Here is a 19,386-nt window from a genome sequence, read left to right as displayed (position 1 = left end):
GAAATCGGCAAGCAACGGACGTGGCCCATGGTGGAACGCCGGAGCAAGCCACATGAACGCGGCGTATCCCAAGAAGACGTTCGACGCGCTGGGGTTAGTTTCGCTGCTGGACACCCAACAGCGCTTCCAGCTTGTGAAATGAACCGCCGTATGCGGAACCGCACGTACGGTGGTGTGAGAGGGCGGCTGAGGTAACTCAGCCCCCTACTCGATTTCATATGGCTAATAAAGAAGGTTTTCTTCGGGGCGCTTTATGCCAGAATTGCTGTCCGGTATCGACATCATGTCCATGCCCCCTGACCGTAATCTGGATGCTCTCATGAAAATTTCCCATCGTCTCACCCTGCTGCTGTTGTCGGCCGGCCTGCTGGGCAGCGCCACCGCTAGTGCCGCCGCCACCAGTTATTTCCGTTTCCCTGCCGTGCGCGGCGATACCGTGGTCTTCACCGCAGAAGGCGATTTGTGGAAAAGCAGCGTGCGCGGTGGCGCGGCGCAGCGCCTGACCACGCATCCCGGCTATGAAACGAACGCGGCGATTTCCCGTGACGGCCTGTGGCTGGCGTTTTCCGCCGCCTACGAGGGGGCGCAGGAAGCCTATGTGATGCCGCTGGCCGGTGGCTTGCCGCGCCGTATTTCGTATGACAATGGCGGCGTGCTGGTGCTGGGCTGGACGGCGCAGGGCGAGGTGCTGGTCAGCACGCAAAATACGGATGGGCCGGCGTCGCGCCGCATCGTCGCCGCCATCGACCCCGTGAAGCAGACGCGGCGCGTGTTTCCCGTGGCCGACGCCAACGACGCCGTGCTCGACGACGCGGGCAAGACGCTGTTCTTCACGCGTTTCGGCCTGGCCATGACCAACGACAATGTACGTAACTACCGGGGCGGCGCGCATGCCACCCTGTGGCGCTATGCGCTGGGTGACAAGGGCGAGGCCGTGCGCATGCACACGGAGCCTGCTGTGTTGGCTGGCAACAACAAGCGGCCCATGTGGTGGCAAGGCCGCGTCTACTATATCAGCGACGCGGGCGGCAGCGACAACCTGTGGAGCATGCTGCCCGACGGCGCCGACCGCCGCGCCTTGACCAACCACACGCAGTGGGATGTGCGCAATGCGCAGCTGGGCGATGGCAAGATTGTGTATCAATTGGGTGCGGACCTGCAGGTGCTGGACCTGGCGGCAGGGACGGACTCATCGCCATTGCCGATCAGCCTCGTGTCCGATTTCGACCAGCAGCGCGCGCGCCAGATCCGCTCGCCGCTCGATACCCTGAGCAATGTCCAGCTGTCAGGCAAGGATGAGCGCATCATCCTCACGGCGCGGGGCCGTGTCAGCATCGCCGGCACGGGCAGCCTGCGCCGCGTCGATATCGCCATTCCCGAAGGGGCGCGGGCGCGCGACGCCGTTTTTAGCAGCGACGAGAAATCCGTGTTCGCCATCGTCGATACGAGCGGCGAAAATGAAATCTGGAAGTATGCCGCCGATGGTTCGGGCAAGGGCGAGCAGCTGACGACGCAGGGCGATAACCACCGCTGGAAGCTGTACCCGTCGCCGGACGGGCGCTGGCTGGCCCACACGGATAAAAAGGGCCGTTTCTGGTTGCTGGACCTGGCGACCAAGGGCAATCAATTGATCGACGACGCGGGCAAGGCGGGCGTGGACAAGCACGACGAAGTGCAATGGTCGCCCGACAGCCGCAACCTGGCCATCGTGCGCGTGGCCAGCAACGAGCAGCGCGAGCAGATCGGCCTGTACAACCTCGTGTCGAAACAGCTGCAATTCGTCACCAGCGACCGTTATACCTCCGCTTCGCCCGTGTTTTCACCCGATGGAAAGTGGTTGTATTTCATGTCGGCGCGCAATTTCCAACTGGCCAACGGGTCGCCGTGGGGCGACCGCAACATGGGCCCCGTGTTCGACAAGCGCATCGGCGTGTACGCGCTGGCGCTGCAGCCGGGCAACCGTTTTCCGTTCCAGCCTGACGATGAACTGAGCCGCCCTGGCGTCAAGCCGGCCGAGACGGACGATGAAAAGGCGGCCGAACTGGCGGCGGAAAAGGCATTGGAAAAGGCCGGCGGCAAGGGCGCGGTGAAAAAAGCGCCGGCGGCCTTGCCGGCCATCGTCAGCCAGGGCCTGGCCGAGCGCCTGTATGAAGTGCCGCTGGCGGCGGGCAACTATAGCGCGCTGGCCGCCGACGACAAGCGCCTGTATTTCCTCGAGCGGGAAAGCGGCGAGAACAAGTTCAGCCTGAAGACCTTAGCCATCGGCAATACCGGCTCCAAGCCGGAACTGCTGGTGGCCAATGTGCGTGAATTCGACCTGGCGCTGGATAAAAAGCATTTGTACTACAGGACAGCAACGGCTACTGGCCCGGGCGAGATGCTGGTGATCGAGGCGGGCGCCAAGCTGCCGTCCGACCTGTCGAAAGCCAAAGTCAAGGTCGACGACTGGACGTTTGTGTCGAATCCGCGCCTGGAGTGGAAGCAGATGTTCAACGATGCCTGGCGCTTGCACCGCGACTTCCTGTACGACGCGAAGATGCGCGGCGTGAACTGGAAGGCGGCGCGCGACAAATATGCGCCGCTGGTCGAGCGGGTCACGGACCGCGCCGAACTCAATGACGTGCTGGGCATGATGGTGGCTGAAGTGGGCGCCCTGCATTCGCAGATCCGTCCCGGCGAATTGCGCCGCACGGAACAGGAAGGCACGCCGGCTGGCTTGGGCGCCGTGCTGACGCGCACCAGCGACGGTTATCAGGTCGAGCATGTCTACCGCAGCGAAGCGGAATTGCCCTCGGCGCGCGCGCCCCTGTCGCGGCCCGACGTGGACGTCAAGGCGGGTGACGTGATCACGGCCGTCAACGGCAAGGACGTGCTGGCCGCGCGTGACATCAGCGACCTGCTGCTGAACCAGGCCGACAAGCAGGTGCTGCTGCAAGTAAAACGCGGCAAAGGCGCGCCACGCGCCGTCATCGTCACGCCCGTCAACATGGCGAAACAGACGGCGCTGCGCTATGGCGACTGGGAATTGAGCCGCGCCGAGCAGGTGGCCGCCGCCTCGCAGGGACGCATCGGCTACCTGCACCTGCGTGCCATGGGCCCCAATGACATCGCCTCGTTCGCGCGCGATTTTTACGCCAACATCAACCGCGAAGGCCTGATCATCGACGTGCGGCGCAATAACGGCGGCAATATCGACAGCTGGATCATCGAAAAACTGCTGCGCAAGGCCTGGGCCTACTGGGCGCCGCCGGGCGTGCAGCCATCGTCGAACATGCAGAACACCTTCCGCGGCCACCTGGTCGTGCTGGTCGATGAACTCACGTATTCGGATGGCGAGACCTTCGCCGCCGGCATCAAGGCATTGAAACTGGCGCCGCTGGTGGGCAAGCGCACGGCCGGCGCCGGCGTCTGGCTCAGCGACAATACGCGCCTGCTGGATAACGGTATGGCGCGCGTGGCGGAAAACGGCCAGTTCGGCATCGACGGCCAGTGGCTGATCGAAGGCGTGGGCGTGGTGCCGGATGTGGAGGTGGAAAATCCGCCGCACGCCACCTTCAATGGCGCCGACCGCCAGCTGGAAGTGGCGCTCGACATGCTGGCGAAAAAGCTCAAGGAGCAGCCGCGCCCCGCCTTCCAGGCGCAGCCGATCCCCGCGCTGAAATAATCCGTTACAGGCCGCAGGCGGTCTTGAACTGCTGCGCGCGGCGGCGCGACACCTCGACCACGCTGCCGTCCAGCAGCTGCAGGTCGAGGCCATCGGTGGCGTTCTGCGCCAGGTTGACGATCTGGCGCCGGGGCCCCGCAGCCAGCGTTGCGCGATGAGTGGTTCAGAGCCACACATCCTGATCCAGGCGGTGGTCCGGAAGATAGGTCAGATACTGCACCATGCGCGGCGCCGGGCCGCGGTTGGGTGTGGCGCAATGGGGCAGGGCCTGGTGCCAGATGATGAAATCGCCGGCCATGCCGTCGACGGGCACGGGCCGCAAGTTGTCGACGGCCCATTCGCGCGGCGGGCGGCCCGGCGGCACTTGCCGCAGCCAGTCGGCGATGTGGTGCTGGAAGCCGGGCACGCAGTGAAAGGCGCCGTGCTGCGCCGGACAGTCGCTCAGGTACAGCATGCCTTGCAGCTTGAAGGGAATCGGCTGTTGCAGGCTGACGTCCCAGTGCAGGGCGCTGCCGAGGAAACGGTGCTGCGGCGTTTCCGGCGGATTGAAGCTCACCTTGTCGATGCTGGCGTAGATGCCGGTGCCGCTGCCATATAGCTGCTGACAGGCATGGCGTATGCGCGCGCTGTGGCGGTTTTCCTCGAGGGCAGGATGGTCGGAAAACTGCAGCATCAGGCCCCGTTTGCCCGGGTGCGGCTGGTACCACGATGCCGCATCATCCGGACTGGCGCCCAGATAGTCCCAGATGGCCGCCCGGGCGGCGGCGCACTGCGCGGGCGGCACGGCGCCGCGCAGCACCAGATAGCCGTGCTCCTCGAAATGGCGCAGCTCGGCGGCGGACAGCACGTCCTGGTGGGGACTGGCGGCGTGCGCCGGGCGTGGACGCGTGCGCGCGGCGATCCAGTCCGTGTAGGCCTGCAGGGTCGGCCGTTGCTGATACAGAAAGTGCAGCGTGTCTTCCATCGAAATGCCGCGCGCGTACAGGGCCTTGATGTCCCGCTGGTCGCGTGCCAGCGCGCCGCTGCCGCTGGCGCCGCCGTGTCCCGTGCAGCGTTGCCATAAATCGTGCAGGTGAGGCCAGTCGTCCATGGTGTTTTGGGTCGGGTTGAAAAGATCAGCCAGCGCGCAGGCGGCGCCACAGGGTGGTGCGGCTGATGCCCAGGTAGTGGGCGGCGGCGTCGCGGCGCCCGCCGAAGCGCGCCAGCACGGCACTGGCGCTTTCATCTTCCAAGCTTGGCGCGATGGCGGCGGCAGGTGCCGGCGGCAGCGCCGGCGTGCCGGCAGCGTTGGCCAGTTCCGGCGCCACGCCCAGCACGAAGGCGGGTGTCAGCGCCTGCAGCGGTTCGGCGGCCAGGAACAGCGCCAGGCGCTCTGCCAGGTTGCGCAGTTCGCGCACGTTGCCGGGCCAGTCGTAGCGGCGCAGCAGCGGCGCGCAAGCCTGGATCTCCGCGTGCAGGTTGGGGTGCGGACGGGCGCCCAGCGCGGCCAGCGCGTTTTTCAGCGACCATTCGGCCAGGCCGGGAATGTCACTGGCGCGTTCGCGCAAGGCGGGCAAATGCAGGCGCAGTACTGCCAGGCGGTAGAACAGGTCGGCGCGGAAGCGGCCTTCGCGGATACGCTGCTCCAGGTCGCAATGCGTGGCGCTGATGATGCGCACATTGATGGCGATGGGCCGCGTGCCGCCCACGCGCACTACTTCGCGCTCTTCCAGCACGCGCAGCAAGCGCGTTTGCAGGGCCAGCGGCATTTCGCCAATTTCGTCGAGGAACAGGGTGCCGTGGTTGGCCGCTTCGAACAGGCCTGCATGGCCGCCCCGGCGCGCGCCCGTGAAGGCCCCATCCTCGTGGCCGAACAGTTCCGATTCCAATAGCGATTCGGCGATGGCGCCGCAATTGATGGCGATGAAAGGGCGGTTCGCACCCAGGCTGCGCGGGCTTTCGCGGTGGATGGCCTGCGCCACCAGTTCCTTGCCGCTGCCCGTCTCGCCCTGGATCAGCACCGTCGCTGGCGAGCGTGCATACAGCACCACCGACTGGCGCAGCGCTTCCATCGCTTCCGATTCGCCGCGCAGATCGTGCAGGCCGTGGCGCGCGCGCAGGGTGTCGGCCACCACCGCGCGGCGTCCGCGGTTCGATTCGATCTGGGTCAGGCGCGCCAGTTCCAGAGCGTCGTCGAAGGCGCGCCGGATGGCCGTGGCCGAATACACGAAGACGGCGGCCAGTCCCGCCTCCTCGGCCAGGTCGGTGACGAGGCCCGCGCCGACGACGGCCTTGATGCCGGCCGCCTTGAGTTCATTGATCTGCGCGCGCGCGTCTTCTTCTGTGGCATAGGTGCGCTGAGCGATCTGGAAGCCGAAAGTGGCGGCAAATTCGGCCAGTTCCGGCATCGGGTCCTGGTAAGTGACGACGCCGATGTGCGGCGAGATGCGCCGCGCGCGCGCCAGCGCCTGCATCACGTCATAGCCGCTGGCCTTGGCGATGATGACGGGCACCGATAGCCGGCCTTTCAGGTAGGCGCCGTTCGAACCGGCCGCGATGACGGCGTCGCAGCGCTCGGTGGCCATGCGTTCGCGGATGTGGCGCACGGCGTCGTCGAAGCCCAGGTTGATTGGTTCGATCGTCGCCAGATCGTCGTATTCGAGCGTGATGTCGCGGAACAGGTCGAACAGCCGCGAGACGGAGACGGTCCAGATGACGGGTTTGTCGCGGTGGTCGAGCGGAGGTTGAGGAGGGCGGCGCATGCTTTATTCTAAACGATTTGTTTCATTTTCTTGCCATGCAACGGCGTTGCAACGGGCGTGTTGCAAGTGGTCTGTGGCGTTTCAGATATTGCCAATAAGGAATATGAAAAAACCCCGGGAAACTGGTTTATGATCTAGCAGCACCATGATGCTTGGAAGAATATTTGCCCAGGCGCATGTTTATCTCGTCCTTAACCGTCCCATGGTGTTCATGAACCGCGTACCGACCAGTCCCGATTTCATCGCCGATGCCTTGCAACTGATCGCCTTGCCTGCCTGCGCCTGCGATGCTTGCGGCATGGTGGTGGCCGCGAATGGCGCGTTGCAGGCCTTGCTGGGCAGGGATATAGCGGGCCGCCTGCTGGCCGACTGCTTTACGGACGCCTATCGGGCGTCGAGCACCAGCATGCTGCGCGGCGCGCTCGGTGCGGCCGGCCGCGAGCGGCACTGGGACAGCAGTCTGGAAGGGACTGCGGGCGCCATCGCCGTGCAGGTCTGGTCGCGGCCCCTGCTGGTGGACGATGGCTTGCCCGGTGCGACCCTGGTGTTTGCCGACATCCGCGTGCAGCAGCGCGACCAGCAAGCCTTGCGCAAGACCTTGCTGGAACAGCAGGCCATCCTGGAAAGCGCGGCCGTCGGCATCGTCTTTTCCAAGGGCGGCTTCATCGAAGAGTGTAATATCCGTGCCGCCGAGATGCTCGGTTACGCGCGTCACCAGCTGACAGGCATGCCGGGCGCGGTGCTGTATCGCTCCGCCGAGCATTGCCGTGCTGTGGGACTGGAAGCGGCGCCGCTGCTCTCGAAGGGCAAGCCGTACCGCACGGAGCTGGAATTGCGGCGCCAGGATGGCAGCTTGTTCTGGAGCCGCCTGCACGGGCGCGCCGTCGATCCCCTCAATACGCATGACGGCACGGTCTGGATTATCGAAGATATCAGCGACCACCGGCGTGACGAAGATCAATTGCGCCGCGCCATGCTGGAAATGCAGGCCGTGATGGATAACGCGCCGCTGGCCATCGGTTTTCAACGCGACAAGGGCGTGCTGCGCTACAACCGGCGCTTCGCCGAATGCTTCGGTTTTGATGGCGACAGCGGCGTGGGCCTGGCCGTCGCCGACCTGTACCCGTCGCGCGCGGCGTATGAACATGTCGTCAGGCAGGCCTCGCCCCTGCTGCGGCGCGGCCAGCCGTTCCAGGGCGAGATGGAGATGCGCCGCCGCGACGGCTCCACCTTCTGGGCGCTGGCGTATGGCTATGTGCTGAACCCGGAGAGCCAGACCGACCGCGGCTTGCGCGACACGATCTGGCTGTTCGACGACCGCAGCGCGCAGAAGGCGGCCGAGGAGGCGACGCGCCAGCTGATGCTCGAACAGCAGGCTATCCTCGACAATGCCTCCGTCGGCATCCTGTTTTCCCGTTCGCGCCTGGTCCTGCGCTGCAATCCACGTTTCGCCGAAATGTTCGGCTACGCGCAGGAAGAGATGACGGGGCTGCCCGCCGCCGAACTGTTTCCTTCGCCTGCCGCCTACGAGGCGTTTGGCGTGCAGGCCACGCCGCTGCTGGGACAGGGCTTGCCGTACGAGCAGGATGAAGCGCTGTTCCGCCGCCGTGACGGCAGCCTGTTCTGGTGCCGCATCCGCGCCAAGGCCGTCGACCAGGCGCACAGCGAGCAGGGCGCCATCTGGATCCTCGAAGACGTCACGGCCAGCCGTCAGGCGCAGATGGAAGTGGCGGCCATCATGACGAATGCCTCGGTCAGCATCCTGTATACCAAGAACCGCCAGATCACGCGCTATAACCTGGGCTTTGCCACGATGTTCGGCTACAGCGGCGACGAGGCGCTGGGCTTGCCCGGGCGTGCGCTGTACGTGTCCCAGCAATCCTACGACTTGCTGGGCGCGGCGGCCTTTCCTTTCCTGTCGGTGGCCAAGCCATTCCAGACGGAAGTGGAAATGATGCGCCGCGACGGCACGACCTTGTGGGCGCAGCTGATCGCCTATGTCGTCAATCCGGACGATCCCGCCGCCGGGACCATCTGGATCATCGAGGACCGCACGGAAGCCAAGCGCGCCGAAGAATCCCTGCACAACGCGCTGCTGGAAAACCAGGCCATCCTCGACAGCGCCGTGCTGGGCATCTCGGTGATAGAGGGCGGCTACAATTTGCGTGCCAACAGCAAGATGGAAGAGCTGTTCGGCTATGGACCGGGCGAAATCAACGGCCTGTCGGTGCAGGCCCTGTATCCGGACGTGGCAGCGTGGAAGGTGGCGCGCGGCGAGACGGCGCGCGATTTCGATGCGGGACGCGTGCACATGTCGGAATACCAACTGGTGCGCAAGGATGGCAGCCGCTTCTGGGCGCGCCTGTCCGGCCGGCCGTTCGACCTGGCGCATGTGCATGGCCGTTCCGTGTGGCTGGTCGACGACGTGACGGCGCGCCGCGAGGCGGCCGAGGCGGTGCGCCGCGCGCGCGACGAGCTGGAGCTGCGCGTGCAGGAACGCACGGCCGAACTGGCCGGCGCCAATCTGCTGCTGCAGGGCGAGATTGTCGAGCGGCGCCAGGCCGAGGCGCGGGTGCACCACATGGCGTACCACGACAACCTGACGGGCTTGCCGAACCGCGCGCTGTTGTCGGAGCGGCTGGAACGGGCCATGCTGGCTTCGCAGCGCTCCGGGCGCAAGCTGGCCGTGATGTTCATCGACCTGGATCGCTTTAAAACCATCAACGATTCGCTGGGCCACATGACGGGGGACTTGCTGCTCAAGGAAGTGGCGGCCCGGCTGTGCGGCGCCGTGCGCGCCAGCGACACGGTGGCGCGCCTGGGCGGCGATGAATTCGTCGTGCTGGTGCCGGGTATCCGCGGCAGCGAGGAAGCGGCCCGCGTGGCCGAGAAGGTCATCGAGGCGCTGACACCGGCCTTTCCGCTCGACGGCCACGTGCTGCACGTGACGCCGTCGATCGGCATCTGCCTGTACCCGGACGATGGCGGCGATGTCGACGCCCTGATGCGCCATGCCGATGCGGCCATGTACCACGCCAAGGGCAATGGCCGCAATAACTACCAATTCTTCACGCAGACGATGAACCAGGCGGCGGCCCTGCACTTCGACCTGGAAAGCAGCTTGCGCACGGCGCTGGCGCTGCAGCAGTTCGAACTGTTTTACCAGCCCGTCATCGATATCGCCACGCGCCGCCTGCATGGCATGGAAGTGCTGCTACGCTGGCGCCGCCCCGGCCACGGCCTGGTGCTGCCGGACCGCTTCATCCCCATCATGGAAGAAAACGGCTTGATCGTGCCGGTGGGCGAATGGGTGATGCGCCAGGCCTGCGAGCAAAGCATGGCCTGGCAGCGCCAGGGCTTGCAGCCGGTGCCGCTGGCAGTGAATTTGTCGCCGCGCCAGTTCATGCACAAGGGCCTGGTGGCGGCCATCGGCGCTGTGGTGCGGGAAACAGGCATCGATCCTGCGCTGCTGGAATTCGAGATCACCGAGACGGCGCTGATGCAGCACGGCGAACATACCCTGGAGATTTTGCGCCAGATCAATGGCATGGGCTTGCGCCTGTCGATCGACGATTTCGGCACCGGCTATTCCAGCTTGGCCTACCTGAAGCGCTTCCCCGTGAAGAAGGTCAAGATCGACCGCGCCTTCATCAAGGACCTGGAACACAGCGCGGAAGACCGCGCCATCGTGGCCGCTATCATCGCGCTGGCCGACAGCCTGCAATTGTCGGCCGTGGCCGAGGGCGTGGAAACGGAAGAACAATTCGCCTTGCTGCAGGCGAACGGCTGCCGCTATGCGCAGGGCTATCTGTTTTCTGCTCCCGTGCCTGCGGCGAATGCGCAAGTACTATTGGAGCGGCGCGGCGTTTAATCGATGGTGGCAACGACCGGCGCATGGTCGGATGGCTGTTCCCATTTGCGGGGCACGCGGTCGATCACGCAGGCGGTGCAGCGTGCCGCCAGGGCCGGCGAGAGCAAAATATGGTCGATGCGCAGGCCCTTGTTCAGGCGGAAGCCCAGTTGGCGGTAATCCCACCAGCTGAACGATTTTTCCGCCTGCTCGAACAGGCGGAAGGCGTCCGTCAGGCCGATGTCGAACAGGCGCTGCAGGGCGGCGCGCTCCTTGTCTGACACCAGTACCTGGCCGGCCCAGGCGACTGGGTCGTGCACGTCGCGGTCGTCGGGCGCAATATTGTAGTCGCCGACGACGGCCAGTTGCGGGTGCTGCTGCGCTTCTTCGGCCAGCCAGTCGTGCAGGGCGGCCAGCCAGCCCAGTTTGTACTCGTACTTGTCCGAGTCGACGCTCTGGCCGTTCGGCACGTAGGCGCAGACGACGCGCACGCCTTCGACGGTGGCGGCCAGGATGCGCTGCTGCGCATCGTCATAGCGCGGGTTGTTTTTCACCACGTCGGTGATCGGCAGCTTCGACAGGATGGCCACGCCGTTATACGTTTTCTGGCCGCTGAAGACCACCTGGTAGCCGGCTGCCTCGATCTCGGCGACGGGGAACTTGTCATCCGTGAGCTTGGTCTCTTGCAGGCAGAGTATGTCGACCGGGTTGTCTGTCAGCCACTGCAGCACTTGCGGCAGGCGCACTTTGAGCGAGTTGACGTTCCAGGTGGCAATTTTCATGGGAAAAATCCTTGCTTGAATAGGTATCGATAGGCGCGAATCTTACCGCATGCGTGTCGATGGCGTCCTGCGCCGCTTGCCGGAGATCGGTTTTACTTGCTGGTAGGGAAAATGGGTGTCAATAAAGTATTTATATTTAACCAATCGTGACGCATGAATATTATGTTTTTGTGTATCATTGATCAATGCCTATGTTTGATTTGGCATAAGTGGCTGGCGTGGCGGGCTGCGTCCCGCCGTTTAAGGCGACAAAGGTGTAAAGTTTCTCGCTAAAACGTGATAAATACTACTAAAATGGCACCGTGTAACAACTGTGTCATACGGCTTTGTTACAGCCAAGTTAAGAACCGAACAGGAAGCAGTTGTAATTAGTTGTAATTGCTATTCCGATTACATGACCACTGTGCCGGGGAAGGAGCGTCAATTCCGTCCTTGGCGCCGCCAGACTTGTTATATAAATTGCAGTACTATATCTATGAGACTGTTTTGCGACATCAATAGATGGTACTATTTTGAAATGTTGCAGTTTTAATAGTGAGACTTGCGCGTAGCATTTGCAAAGGAAGAAAATGCGAACTGCATTTGAAGCGTGGGCGCAGCGTGACGGCCACATTGTGCGGCGAAGAGAAGACAAACCCGATGAGTACCTGATTTTCGAGACCCAGCGTCGCTGGGTTATCTGGCAGGCAGCTCTGACGCATGGCAAGATGGCTGCCAAGCCGCGCGTGAGCGCGGCTGAAAAGGCGGCAAAAGCCCAGCGCGCGCTGGAAATGTCCTCCGATGAAGCGACCGTGCGCAACAAGGTGCTCAATGAGGTGCTTGACGCCTTCAGCGGCGCCGATGGCGCGGCCGGCATGGAAGGTATACTGAAAGTGATCCAGGGCCTGAAGCAGAAGCAAAGGGCACTGGCCGACGACAAGAGCGAAGATTCAACGGCTTGAGGGGACGGCGATGCGTTATCGGCACTACAAGGGCGGCATTTATGAACTGGTGTGCGAAGCCACGCTGGAAGCGGATCTGACGCCGATGATCGTGTATCGCGCCGCCGACGGTACTATCTGGACCCGGCCGAAAGACGTGTTCTTTCAACTGATCGAAGTCGAAGGCGTCATGGTCCAGCGTTTCGCCCCCATCAACTGAAGGCCGCCTGCGTGCGTGCCCGGGATTCTTTCATGCGTAAATTGCTGCCTGCCGCTTTGCTGCTGACCTTTGCCTGCGCCGCGGCGCAGGCCGAAACCATCGGTTCGGTCGACACGGTGTTCAAACTGATTGGCCCTGACCACAAGATTGTCGTCGAAGCGTATGACGATCCGCGCGTCGCTGGCGTCAGCTGCTATCTGTCGCGCGCCAAGACGGGCGGCCTCAAGGGCGCCGTCGGCCTGGCCGAAGACAAGGCCGATGCGGCCGTGGCTTGCCGCCAGGTGGGGCCGCTGCAATTCAAGGGCAAGCTGCCGCGCCAGGAAGAAGTGTTTACCGAGCGCGCCTCGATCTTCTTCAAGCATGTGCGCGTCGTGCGCATGGTCGACAGCAAGCGCAATGCGCTGGTCTACCTCGTGTATTCCGACCGCCTGATCGACGGCAGTCCGAAAAACAGCGTCACTGCCGTCGCTGTGCCCGGCGACCAGCCGATTCCCGTCCGTTAAGCGAGCTTCCCATGCGTGTGCCATCGTCTGCCGCCCTTGCCGCCAGGACGCTGCTGCTGTTTGGCCTGGGCGGCTGCGCTACGCTGACGGGCAACACCGAGCAGATGGTGCTGGTGCAAACCATCCAGGACAACCGCGAATTGACGGGTGCCGGCTGCATCCTCAGCAACGACGTGGGCAAGTGGTTTGTCACCACGCCGGGACGCATCACCATCCGCAAGAGCCGGGAGCCGTTGAAGGTCGACTGCCGCAGGCACGGTTCGCCCGCCATCGCGACGGACGACCACATCGATCCCAAGCTCAATGCCAGCGTCTGGGGCAATGTCATCCTGACCCTGGGCGTAGGCTATTTCATCGACCGTAACACGGGCGCCGGCTTCGACTATCCATCGATTTTGACCATCGTCATGCAAGACCCCGCGCGCCTGGTGCCGCCGGCCCCGCCGATTCCAGCGCCGCCGCCAGCTGCTGCCGTGCCGGAGATAGTGGTGCAGCCGAAGGTGGCGCCATCGCCTTTGCCCAATCCCGTCGTCTACTAATTAATACGCCACGCATGAAAAAGCCGCCAGGGCAGTGACCGTGGCGGCTGTCTTCTGGCGTTCTCTTACACGCGGTTGATGAGGAACGTCGTCAGCAGGGGCACTGGACGGCCGGTCGCGCCTTTTGCGCCGCCCGATTTCCATGCTGTGCCGGCGATGTCCAGATGCGCCCAGGTGTACTTCTTGGTGAAGTTTTCCAGGAAGGCCGCTGCCGTCACCGAACCGCCGCCTGGTGTGCCGATGTTGGCCAGGTCGGCGAAGTTCGATTTCAGCTGCTCGTTATACGCCTCTTCGATCGGCATGCGCCATGCCGTGTCGCTCGACTGTTTGCCCGCTGCCAGCAATTCATTGGCCAGCTGGTCATGCGCCGCATCGCTGCGCGTAAACAGGCCGCTGTTGTGGTGGCCCAGAGCCACGACGCAAGCGCCCGTTAGGGTGGCGATATCGACCACGGCTGCCGGCTTGAAACGTTCGGCGTAGGTCAGCGCGTCGCACAGCACCAGACGGCCTTCGGCGTCCGTGTTCAGCACTTCGATGGTCAGGCCGTTCATGGAGGTGACGATGTCGCCCGGCTTGGTGGCACGGCCCGATGGCATGTTTTCGCACGCGGCGATGACGCCGATGACGTTCAGCTTCAGGTTCATTTCGCCGATGGCGCGGAAGGTGCCCAGTACCGAGGCGGCGCCGCACATGTCGTACTTCATTTCATCCATGCCAGGACCGGCCTTGATCGAAATGCCGCCCGTGTCGAAGGTGATGCCCTTGCCGACCAGGACCACCGGCGCATCCTTGGCCTTGCCGCCCATGTGCTTCAGGACGATGAATTTCGGCGGCTGCTCGCTGCCGTTGGTGACGGACAGGAAGCTGCCCATTTTCAGCGCTTCGAGTTGTTTGCGCTCCAGCACTTCGACTTCAAACTTGTAATCCTTGGCCAACTGCTTGGCCGTGTTGGCCAGGTAGGTCGGATTGGCGACGTTTGCCGGCAGGTCGCCCAGCTTGCGCGTCAGGTCGGAGCCGTTGGCGATGGCGATGGCTTGCGCCAGCGCGCCGCGCGTGGCGCTTGTCGCCGCAGCTGCCAGGACGATCTTGCGCACGCCTGCTGGCGCCGGATCTTTTTTGCTTTTTTGCGAGTCGCAGCGGTATTCGCTGTCATGGGCGGCTTGCACCACGCAACGGATTGCCCAATTTACGTCGCGCTCTTTCACTTCAGCCAGCGGTAATGCGATAATGGCGTCCGCAGCGCCCAGCGAGCCGAAGGCCTTCAGTGCGGCTTGTACGCCGGTCGCGAAGCTTTTTTCGCTGACAGTGTCATCGCTGCCCATGCCTACCAGCAGAACACGTTCGGCGGCGACGCCATCGACCGCGCGCAGCAGCAAGGTGCTGCCAGGCTTGCCGCTGATGTCGCCGGACTTCAGCGCAGCCGAAATCGCACCCTTGCTGTCCAGCGATTTTGCCGCTGGCGACAGTTTTTTGTTTTCGAATACCGCAACCGCGATGCATCCGCTTTTGGCCGTGCCGAGGGTGCTCTTGGTATCGAATGCTTTTATGCTAAAGTCCATTTGGTTCTCCGTTTTCATTTACTAGTAACGTGTTACTCAACTAACTGACCCGAATTATAAACTCCGAATGATCTTTCAACGCGCCCTTCGACGTGAATTGGCTAGTGCCGCCGGGGCCACCTTCACCGTTTTGTTCAGTATCCTGCTCACCTGGATGCTGATCGGTATCCTGGGCAAGGCGGCGGGCGGCAAGATCGCGTCGGCCGACGTGATGTCCCTGATGGTATTTTCCGCCCTGATGCAGCTGCCCACCATCATCATCCTCACCGGATTCATTTCGGTGCTGATGGTCGTCACGCGCAGCTACAAGGAGTCGGAGATGGTGGTGTGGTTCGCCTCCGGCCTGAGCCTGTCGCGCTGGATCTGGCCTGTGCTCAGCTTCGGCCTGCCGCTGGTACTGGCCACCGGCGTCCTGAGCCTGTACGCCACGCCGTGGGCGCAAAAGAAAAGCGATGAGTATGTGGCGCGCTTTGAAAAGCGCGAAGACCTGCAGAAAGTCACGCCGGGCCAGTTCCGTGAATCGGCCGGCAGCAACCGCATCTTCTTCGTCGAGGGCGTCAGCGGCGAGAAGACCGTGGTGCAAAACGTCTTCGTCAATACCGTCGATGAAAAAGGCAGCGCCGTCGTCGTCGTCGCCAAGGAAGGCGTGATCAATACCGACGCCAAGGGCGAACGTTTCCTGGTGCTCAAAAGCGGCCGCCGCTACCAGGGCGTGCCGACGCAAGCGGACTTCCAGACCATGGAATTCGAACAGTACATCATGCGCATCGAGAGCAAGCAGCAGGAACTGGGCGCGGAACTGGGCGTGCGCGCCATGAGCACCATGGCGCTGGTCGCCAATCCGAATCCCTACACCATGGCCGAATTGCTGTGGCGGGTCAGCGCGCCCCTGATCGGCCTGATGCTGATCCTGCTGGCCATTCCGCTGGGCTTTGTCAATCCGCGTGCCGGCAGTTCTGCCAACCTGATCATCGCCCTGCTGATTTTCTTTACCTACAGCAACCTGATCAAGGTCATCGAAGCGAGCGTGAAGCAGGGCCGCCTGACCTTCGGTCTGGCCTGGTGGCCGCTGCACCTGCTGGCGGCGCTGGCCGTGGTGGCGTTGTTTGCGTGGCGCCTGAATGTGAATCACCGCTATCATCCGCTGGTCCTGCTGGCGTCCTTCAAGCGCGCGCGCCGCGCCGGCAAACCAAGTAAAGCGGCATCGACATGAAGATTTTACAGCGCTATTTTGCGGTCTCGATATTCCAGGCGGTGCTGTTCGTGCTGCTGGCCTTCCTGGCACTGCAAGCCTTCATCGACCTGACGGGCGAGTTGCCGAAGGTGGGCCGCAACGGTTACACCATCCAGTATGCCTTCCTGTACGTGCTGGTGCTGGTGCCGGGGCACGTGTACGAGGTGATGCCGATCGCGGCGCTGATCGGCACGATCTACACGATGGCGCAATTTGCCGCCAGTTCCGAATTTACCATCATGCGCGCATCGAGCATGTCGACGGCGATGGCGGCCGGTTTCCTGTTACGCATCGGTATCGTCTTCGTCGTCATCACTTTCATTTTCGGCGAGTTCATTACCCCGCGCACGGAACCGCTGGCCGAACGCCTCAAGCTGACCTCGCGCGGCGCTGCCGTGTCGAGCGAGTTTCGCTCCGGCCTGTGGACCAAGGACATGGTCAAGAGCGATGGCCTGACGGGCACCGTCACCGGTTCGCGCTTTTTCAATGTCGGCGAAGCGCGTCCGGACGGCCAGCTGAAAAACGTCAAGCTGTATGAATTCGACACCGATATGCGTTTGCGCACCCTCACCGTGGCCAAAGGGGCGACGTATCAGGGCAATAATATCTGGCGCCTGACCGATGTGACGGAAACCTCGTTCTCGAACAGCGCGGCGACTTCGCCCGGCTTCGAGCCGAAGCTGGCGAACTACTATGGGCAGGAAACGAGCCTGGTGCGCACGGTGCAAAGCGCCAGCAAGGACATGACGTCGGAAGTGACGCCGAAGATCCTGACGGTGTCGGCGTCCGATCCCGAGCGCATGTCAGCCAGCGAGCTGGCTGTGTACACGCGCCACCTGGCCGAGAACAAGCAGGAAACGGAGCGTTTCCGCATCGCCTTCTGGAAAAAGCTGATCGATCCGCTGGCCATTTTCGTGCTGATGGCGCTGGCGCTGCCGTTCGCCTACATGCACACGCGCAGCGGCGGCATCAGCCTGAAGATCTTCATCGGCATCATGATCGGCGTCAGCTTCATGCTGGTCAACACCCTGTTTTCGCATCTTGGGCTGCTCAGTACCTGGCCGGCCTTCCTGACGGCGGTGGCGCCGAGCACCCTGTATCTGCTGCTGGCGCTGGGCGCTCTGTGGTGGGTGGAAAGACACTGATGGAGACGAACGTGAAACAGGCACTGATCTTGTTTGCCCATGGCGCGCGCGCCGCATCGTGGGCTGCGCCCTTCGAGCGCCTGCGCGACCTGACCCAGGCGCGCATGCCCGATACGAGCGTGCACCTGACCTTCCTGGAACTGATGACGCCACGCCTGCCCGAACTGGTAGCGACCCTGCTGGCCGAGCTGCCCGTTGGCGCCACCCTGGACATCACGGTAGTGCCGGTGTTCCTGGGACAGGGCGGGCACGTGTTGCGCGACTTGCCGCTGTTGCTGGAAGAGCTGCGCCAGCAGCATCCGGCATTGCGCCTGAAGGTGGTCGAGGCGGTGGGCGAGAACGCCAGCGTGCTCGCTGCCATCGCTGATTACTGCGTGGCGGCGCCAGGCTCCAGCCCTCTCCCTTGAGCGACATCGACATCGTCTACCTGTGGGTTGACGGCGCCGATCCCGCCTGGCGTACGCGCCGGCAGCAGGCGTATGCCGCCTGGGCGCTGGCGCATCCCGGCCAACTGGCCCTGCATGGCAACGTGGCGGGGCGCTATCGCGACAACGGCGAACTGCGCTACAACTTGCGCGCGCTCGAGCGCTTCTTCCCCGGCCACGGCCACATCTACCTGCTGACGGACCGGCAAGTGCCCCATTGGCTGCGCGCCTCACCGCGCCTGACGGTGATCGACCATGCCAGCCTGATGCCCGGCGCCGCCTTGCCCGTGTTCGACTCCGGCCATATCGAATCGTACCTGCACCATATTCCGGGCCTGTCGGAGCGCTTCCTGTATTTGAACGACGACGTATTTTTTGGCGCGCCGTTCGAGCCCGCATTCTGGTTTGGCGGGGAAGGCGAGCGGCGTTTGAGCGTGTTTACGGAGAGCGCGCTGCAGGAGGATATGCCGGACTTGCGCGCCGACGTGGCGGCGCCTGTCAATTGCGCCACCTTGTCGCGGCAATGGCTGTCGGCGCAGTACGCCAACTACCGGCATGAACCGCGCCTGTATGCGCACGCGCCGCGGCCCATGCTGAAAAGCGCGCTGCATGCACTGGAAGGGCTGGCGCCGGCCATGTTTGCCGGCGTGCGCGCGACGGTGTTCCGCTCGTGGCAGGTGCCGGCATTGCTGCCCGACCTGGTGCCGCGCTGGATGGTGCATCAGGGGCTGGCGCGCTCGCGCATGCTCGACCCGCTGCATATCGCCAGCGGCGATGTGGACGCACCGCAGCAGCTTGAGGAGCTGGCGGCGCGTTTCGGCAGCTTGCCGTTTTTCTGTATCAACGATACCTGCGACGAGGCCGAGGACGACGATCCGCGCCTGCTGCGCGTGGCCGCTACCTTGCAGCGGCTGCTGCCGCTGGCGTCATCCTTTGAAATGTGAAGACGATTCAGCCGCTTTTTTCTCAGGTGCCAGGCTGATGCGGGCGGCGGCCGAGCTGTCGGACAGCGAAGCGAGGAACAGCAGCAAATAGGCACCCAGTTCGAAGACTTCCTCGCCCAGCAGCGCGTAGGCGTCCGGCATGCCATGGAAGACTTTCTTGTCGAAGGGCCAGCCGGCGACCATCAGCAAGCCGCCGATGGCCGTCAGGATGGTGATGCGCATGCTGAAAATCAGGCCGGCATGGGCAAATACCTTACGGCAACGCGGCGCGAAAAAGATCAGCACGCGTATCAGTATCAGCAATTCCACCACGCGCAGGGCTTTTTCCAGCTGCGCCCAGGCGGGCGCCGTGCCGAACTGGTCGATATCGAGTTCGCGCAGCAGGAAGCCGAACAGCAGGGCGCACAAGCCTGCATGCATGAGGAAGCGCAAGGACTGGCGGTCAGTCTCTTGCCAGGCGCGCACGCCGTGCACCGTGCAAGCCAGGGCCAGGAACAGCGCCTGCAGCCATTCCAGCAAATGGTTTTCGTCGTCGATATTCGGGAACACTGTCCACAGAGCGATGGAGGCGAGCATGCTGAACAGCACAGCGCTGGCGACGCCGACATTGCTGCGGCTGAACGAAGTCAGGGCTTCGCGCATGGAGGTGAAATTCATGTGTAGTCGTAAGGCTAAAGTTGCGCGGCGCGGTATTGCAGCCTGCGGGCGCAGCTTTTTTCGGGGAGATTGCCAGTGGTTCCGTTCGCCGGGAAGCCGCATGGCAGGCGCTATGGCGGGCAAAGCGCGAATTTCATTGCTATCACGCAATAACTTCTCGAGAAAAGATGCGTGGGCATCGTATCATGTTTCCTCGGAATACG

General features: G+C 63.4%; 15 protein-coding genes. 10 read left to right on the top strand and 5 right to left on the bottom strand.

What is annotated here, in order from left to right; all coding sequences use genetic code 11:
- The first annotated feature begins 319 nt into the window (after nt 1–319).
- The gene (locus ACQ4WS_RS23415) at nt 320–3,664 is read left to right on the top strand and encodes a S41 family peptidase (protein ID WP_436479401.1); all 3,345 of its coding nucleotides are present in this window, start codon (nt 320–322) and stop codon (nt 3,662–3,664) included.
- Nucleotides 3,665–3,827: 163 nt separating this feature from the next.
- Here ACQ4WS_RS23415 and ACQ4WS_RS23410 read toward each other — a convergent pair whose 3' ends face one another.
- Together ACQ4WS_RS23410 and prpR are read right to left on the bottom strand one after the other, a co-directional pair.
- Complete coding sequence (locus ACQ4WS_RS23410; RefSeq protein WP_436479400.1) at nt 3,828–4,754, bottom strand: phytanoyl-CoA dioxygenase family protein; 927 nt, start codon at nt 4,752–4,754, stop codon at nt 3,828–3,830.
- A 25-nt stretch (nt 4,755–4,779) separates the two neighbouring features.
- Nucleotides 4,780–6,405 carry a propionate catabolism operon regulatory protein PrpR gene (gene prpR, locus ACQ4WS_RS23405; protein ID WP_436479399.1) on the bottom strand — a complete coding sequence of 542 codons (1,626 nt, stop codon included), beginning with the start codon at nt 6,403–6,405 and terminating at the stop codon, nt 4,780–4,782.
- Between the two features lie 211 nt (nt 6,406–6,616).
- Between prpR and ACQ4WS_RS23400 the strand changes: the two genes are divergently transcribed.
- Nucleotides 6,617–10,276 carry a sensor domain-containing protein gene (locus tag ACQ4WS_RS23400; RefSeq protein ID WP_436479398.1) on the top strand — a complete coding sequence of 1,220 codons (3,660 nt, stop codon included), beginning with the start codon at nt 6,617–6,619 and terminating at the stop codon, nt 10,274–10,276.
- On the opposite strand, the gene xth is transcribed toward ACQ4WS_RS23400, so the two are convergent.
- Entirely contained in the window at nt 10,273–11,037 is a 765-nt protein-coding gene (xth, locus tag ACQ4WS_RS23395) for an exodeoxyribonuclease III (RefSeq protein WP_436479397.1), read from the bottom strand. The genes ACQ4WS_RS23400 and xth overlap by 4 nt on opposite strands.
- 569 nt (nt 11,038–11,606) lie before the next feature.
- Here xth and ACQ4WS_RS23390 point away from each other — a divergent pair.
- From ACQ4WS_RS23390 to ACQ4WS_RS23375, 4 genes are read left to right on the top strand one after another with little or no spacing between them, the layout of a single operon-like run.
- Nucleotides 11,607–11,978 (top strand): phiTE_015 family protein, encoded by a 372-nt coding sequence (locus ACQ4WS_RS23390; RefSeq protein ID WP_436479396.1) that lies wholly within the window; start codon nt 11,607–11,609, stop codon nt 11,976–11,978.
- Nucleotides 11,979–11,988: 10 nt separating this feature from the next.
- Nucleotides 11,989–12,177, top strand: a complete 189-nt coding sequence (locus tag ACQ4WS_RS23385) for a DUF1653 domain-containing protein (RefSeq protein WP_010395968.1) — start codon at nt 11,989–11,991, stop codon at nt 12,175–12,177.
- Between the two features lie 32 nt (nt 12,178–12,209).
- The gene (locus ACQ4WS_RS23380; protein ID WP_436479395.1) at nt 12,210–12,680 is read left to right on the top strand and encodes a CreA family protein; all 471 of its coding nucleotides are present in this window, start codon (nt 12,210–12,212) and stop codon (nt 12,678–12,680) included.
- 11 nt (nt 12,681–12,691) lie between these two features.
- Nucleotides 12,692–13,219: a hypothetical protein gene (locus ACQ4WS_RS23375; protein WP_436479394.1), complete on the top strand. Its 528-nt coding sequence runs from the start codon at nt 12,692–12,694 to the stop codon at nt 13,217–13,219.
- A 65-nt stretch (nt 13,220–13,284) separates the two neighbouring features.
- Here ACQ4WS_RS23375 and ACQ4WS_RS23370 read toward each other — a convergent pair whose 3' ends face one another.
- Entirely contained in the window at nt 13,285–14,778 is a 1,494-nt protein-coding gene (locus ACQ4WS_RS23370) for a leucyl aminopeptidase (RefSeq protein ID WP_436479393.1), read from the bottom strand.
- A gap of 67 nt (nt 14,779–14,845) precedes the next feature.
- Between ACQ4WS_RS23370 and lptF the strand changes: the two genes are divergently transcribed.
- From lptF to ACQ4WS_RS23350, 4 genes are read left to right on the top strand one after another with little or no spacing between them, the layout of a single operon-like run.
- Nucleotides 14,846–15,991 carry an LPS export ABC transporter permease LptF gene (lptF, locus tag ACQ4WS_RS23365; protein ID WP_436479392.1) on the top strand — a complete coding sequence of 382 codons (1,146 nt, stop codon included), beginning with the start codon at nt 14,846–14,848 and terminating at the stop codon, nt 15,989–15,991.
- Nucleotides 15,988–17,157 carry an LPS export ABC transporter permease LptG gene (lptG, locus tag ACQ4WS_RS23360; protein WP_436479391.1) on the top strand — a complete coding sequence of 390 codons (1,170 nt, stop codon included), beginning with the start codon at nt 15,988–15,990 and terminating at the stop codon, nt 17,155–17,157. Before lptF ends, lptG begins: the two co-directional genes overlap by 4 nt.
- Nucleotides 17,157–17,564, top strand: a complete 408-nt coding sequence (locus ACQ4WS_RS23355; RefSeq protein WP_436479390.1) for a sirohydrochlorin chelatase — start codon at nt 17,157–17,159, stop codon at nt 17,562–17,564. The genes lptG and ACQ4WS_RS23355 overlap by 1 nt, the downstream gene beginning before the upstream one ends.
- Nucleotides 17,561–18,526: a Stealth CR1 domain-containing protein gene (locus ACQ4WS_RS23350; RefSeq protein ID WP_436479389.1), complete on the top strand. Its 966-nt coding sequence runs from the start codon at nt 17,561–17,563 to the stop codon at nt 18,524–18,526. The genes ACQ4WS_RS23355 and ACQ4WS_RS23350 overlap by 4 nt, the downstream gene beginning before the upstream one ends.
- On the opposite strand, the gene ACQ4WS_RS23345 is transcribed toward ACQ4WS_RS23350, so the two are convergent.
- Nucleotides 18,509–19,183 (bottom strand): hypothetical protein, encoded by a 675-nt coding sequence (locus ACQ4WS_RS23345; RefSeq protein ID WP_436479388.1) that lies wholly within the window; start codon nt 19,181–19,183, stop codon nt 18,509–18,511. The two genes, ACQ4WS_RS23350 and ACQ4WS_RS23345, sit on opposite strands and share 18 nt — an antisense overlap.
- Between the last annotated feature and the right edge of the window lie 203 nt (nt 19,184–19,386).

The sequence above is a fragment of the Janthinobacterium leeuwenhoeki genome, from assembly GCF_051380795.1.
Taxonomy (GTDB): domain Bacteria; phylum Pseudomonadota; class Gammaproteobacteria; order Burkholderiales; family Burkholderiaceae_D; genus Janthinobacterium.
The sequence above is the reverse complement of the archived record's forward strand: the minus strand, read 5'-3'. Positions and strand labels throughout refer to the sequence as shown.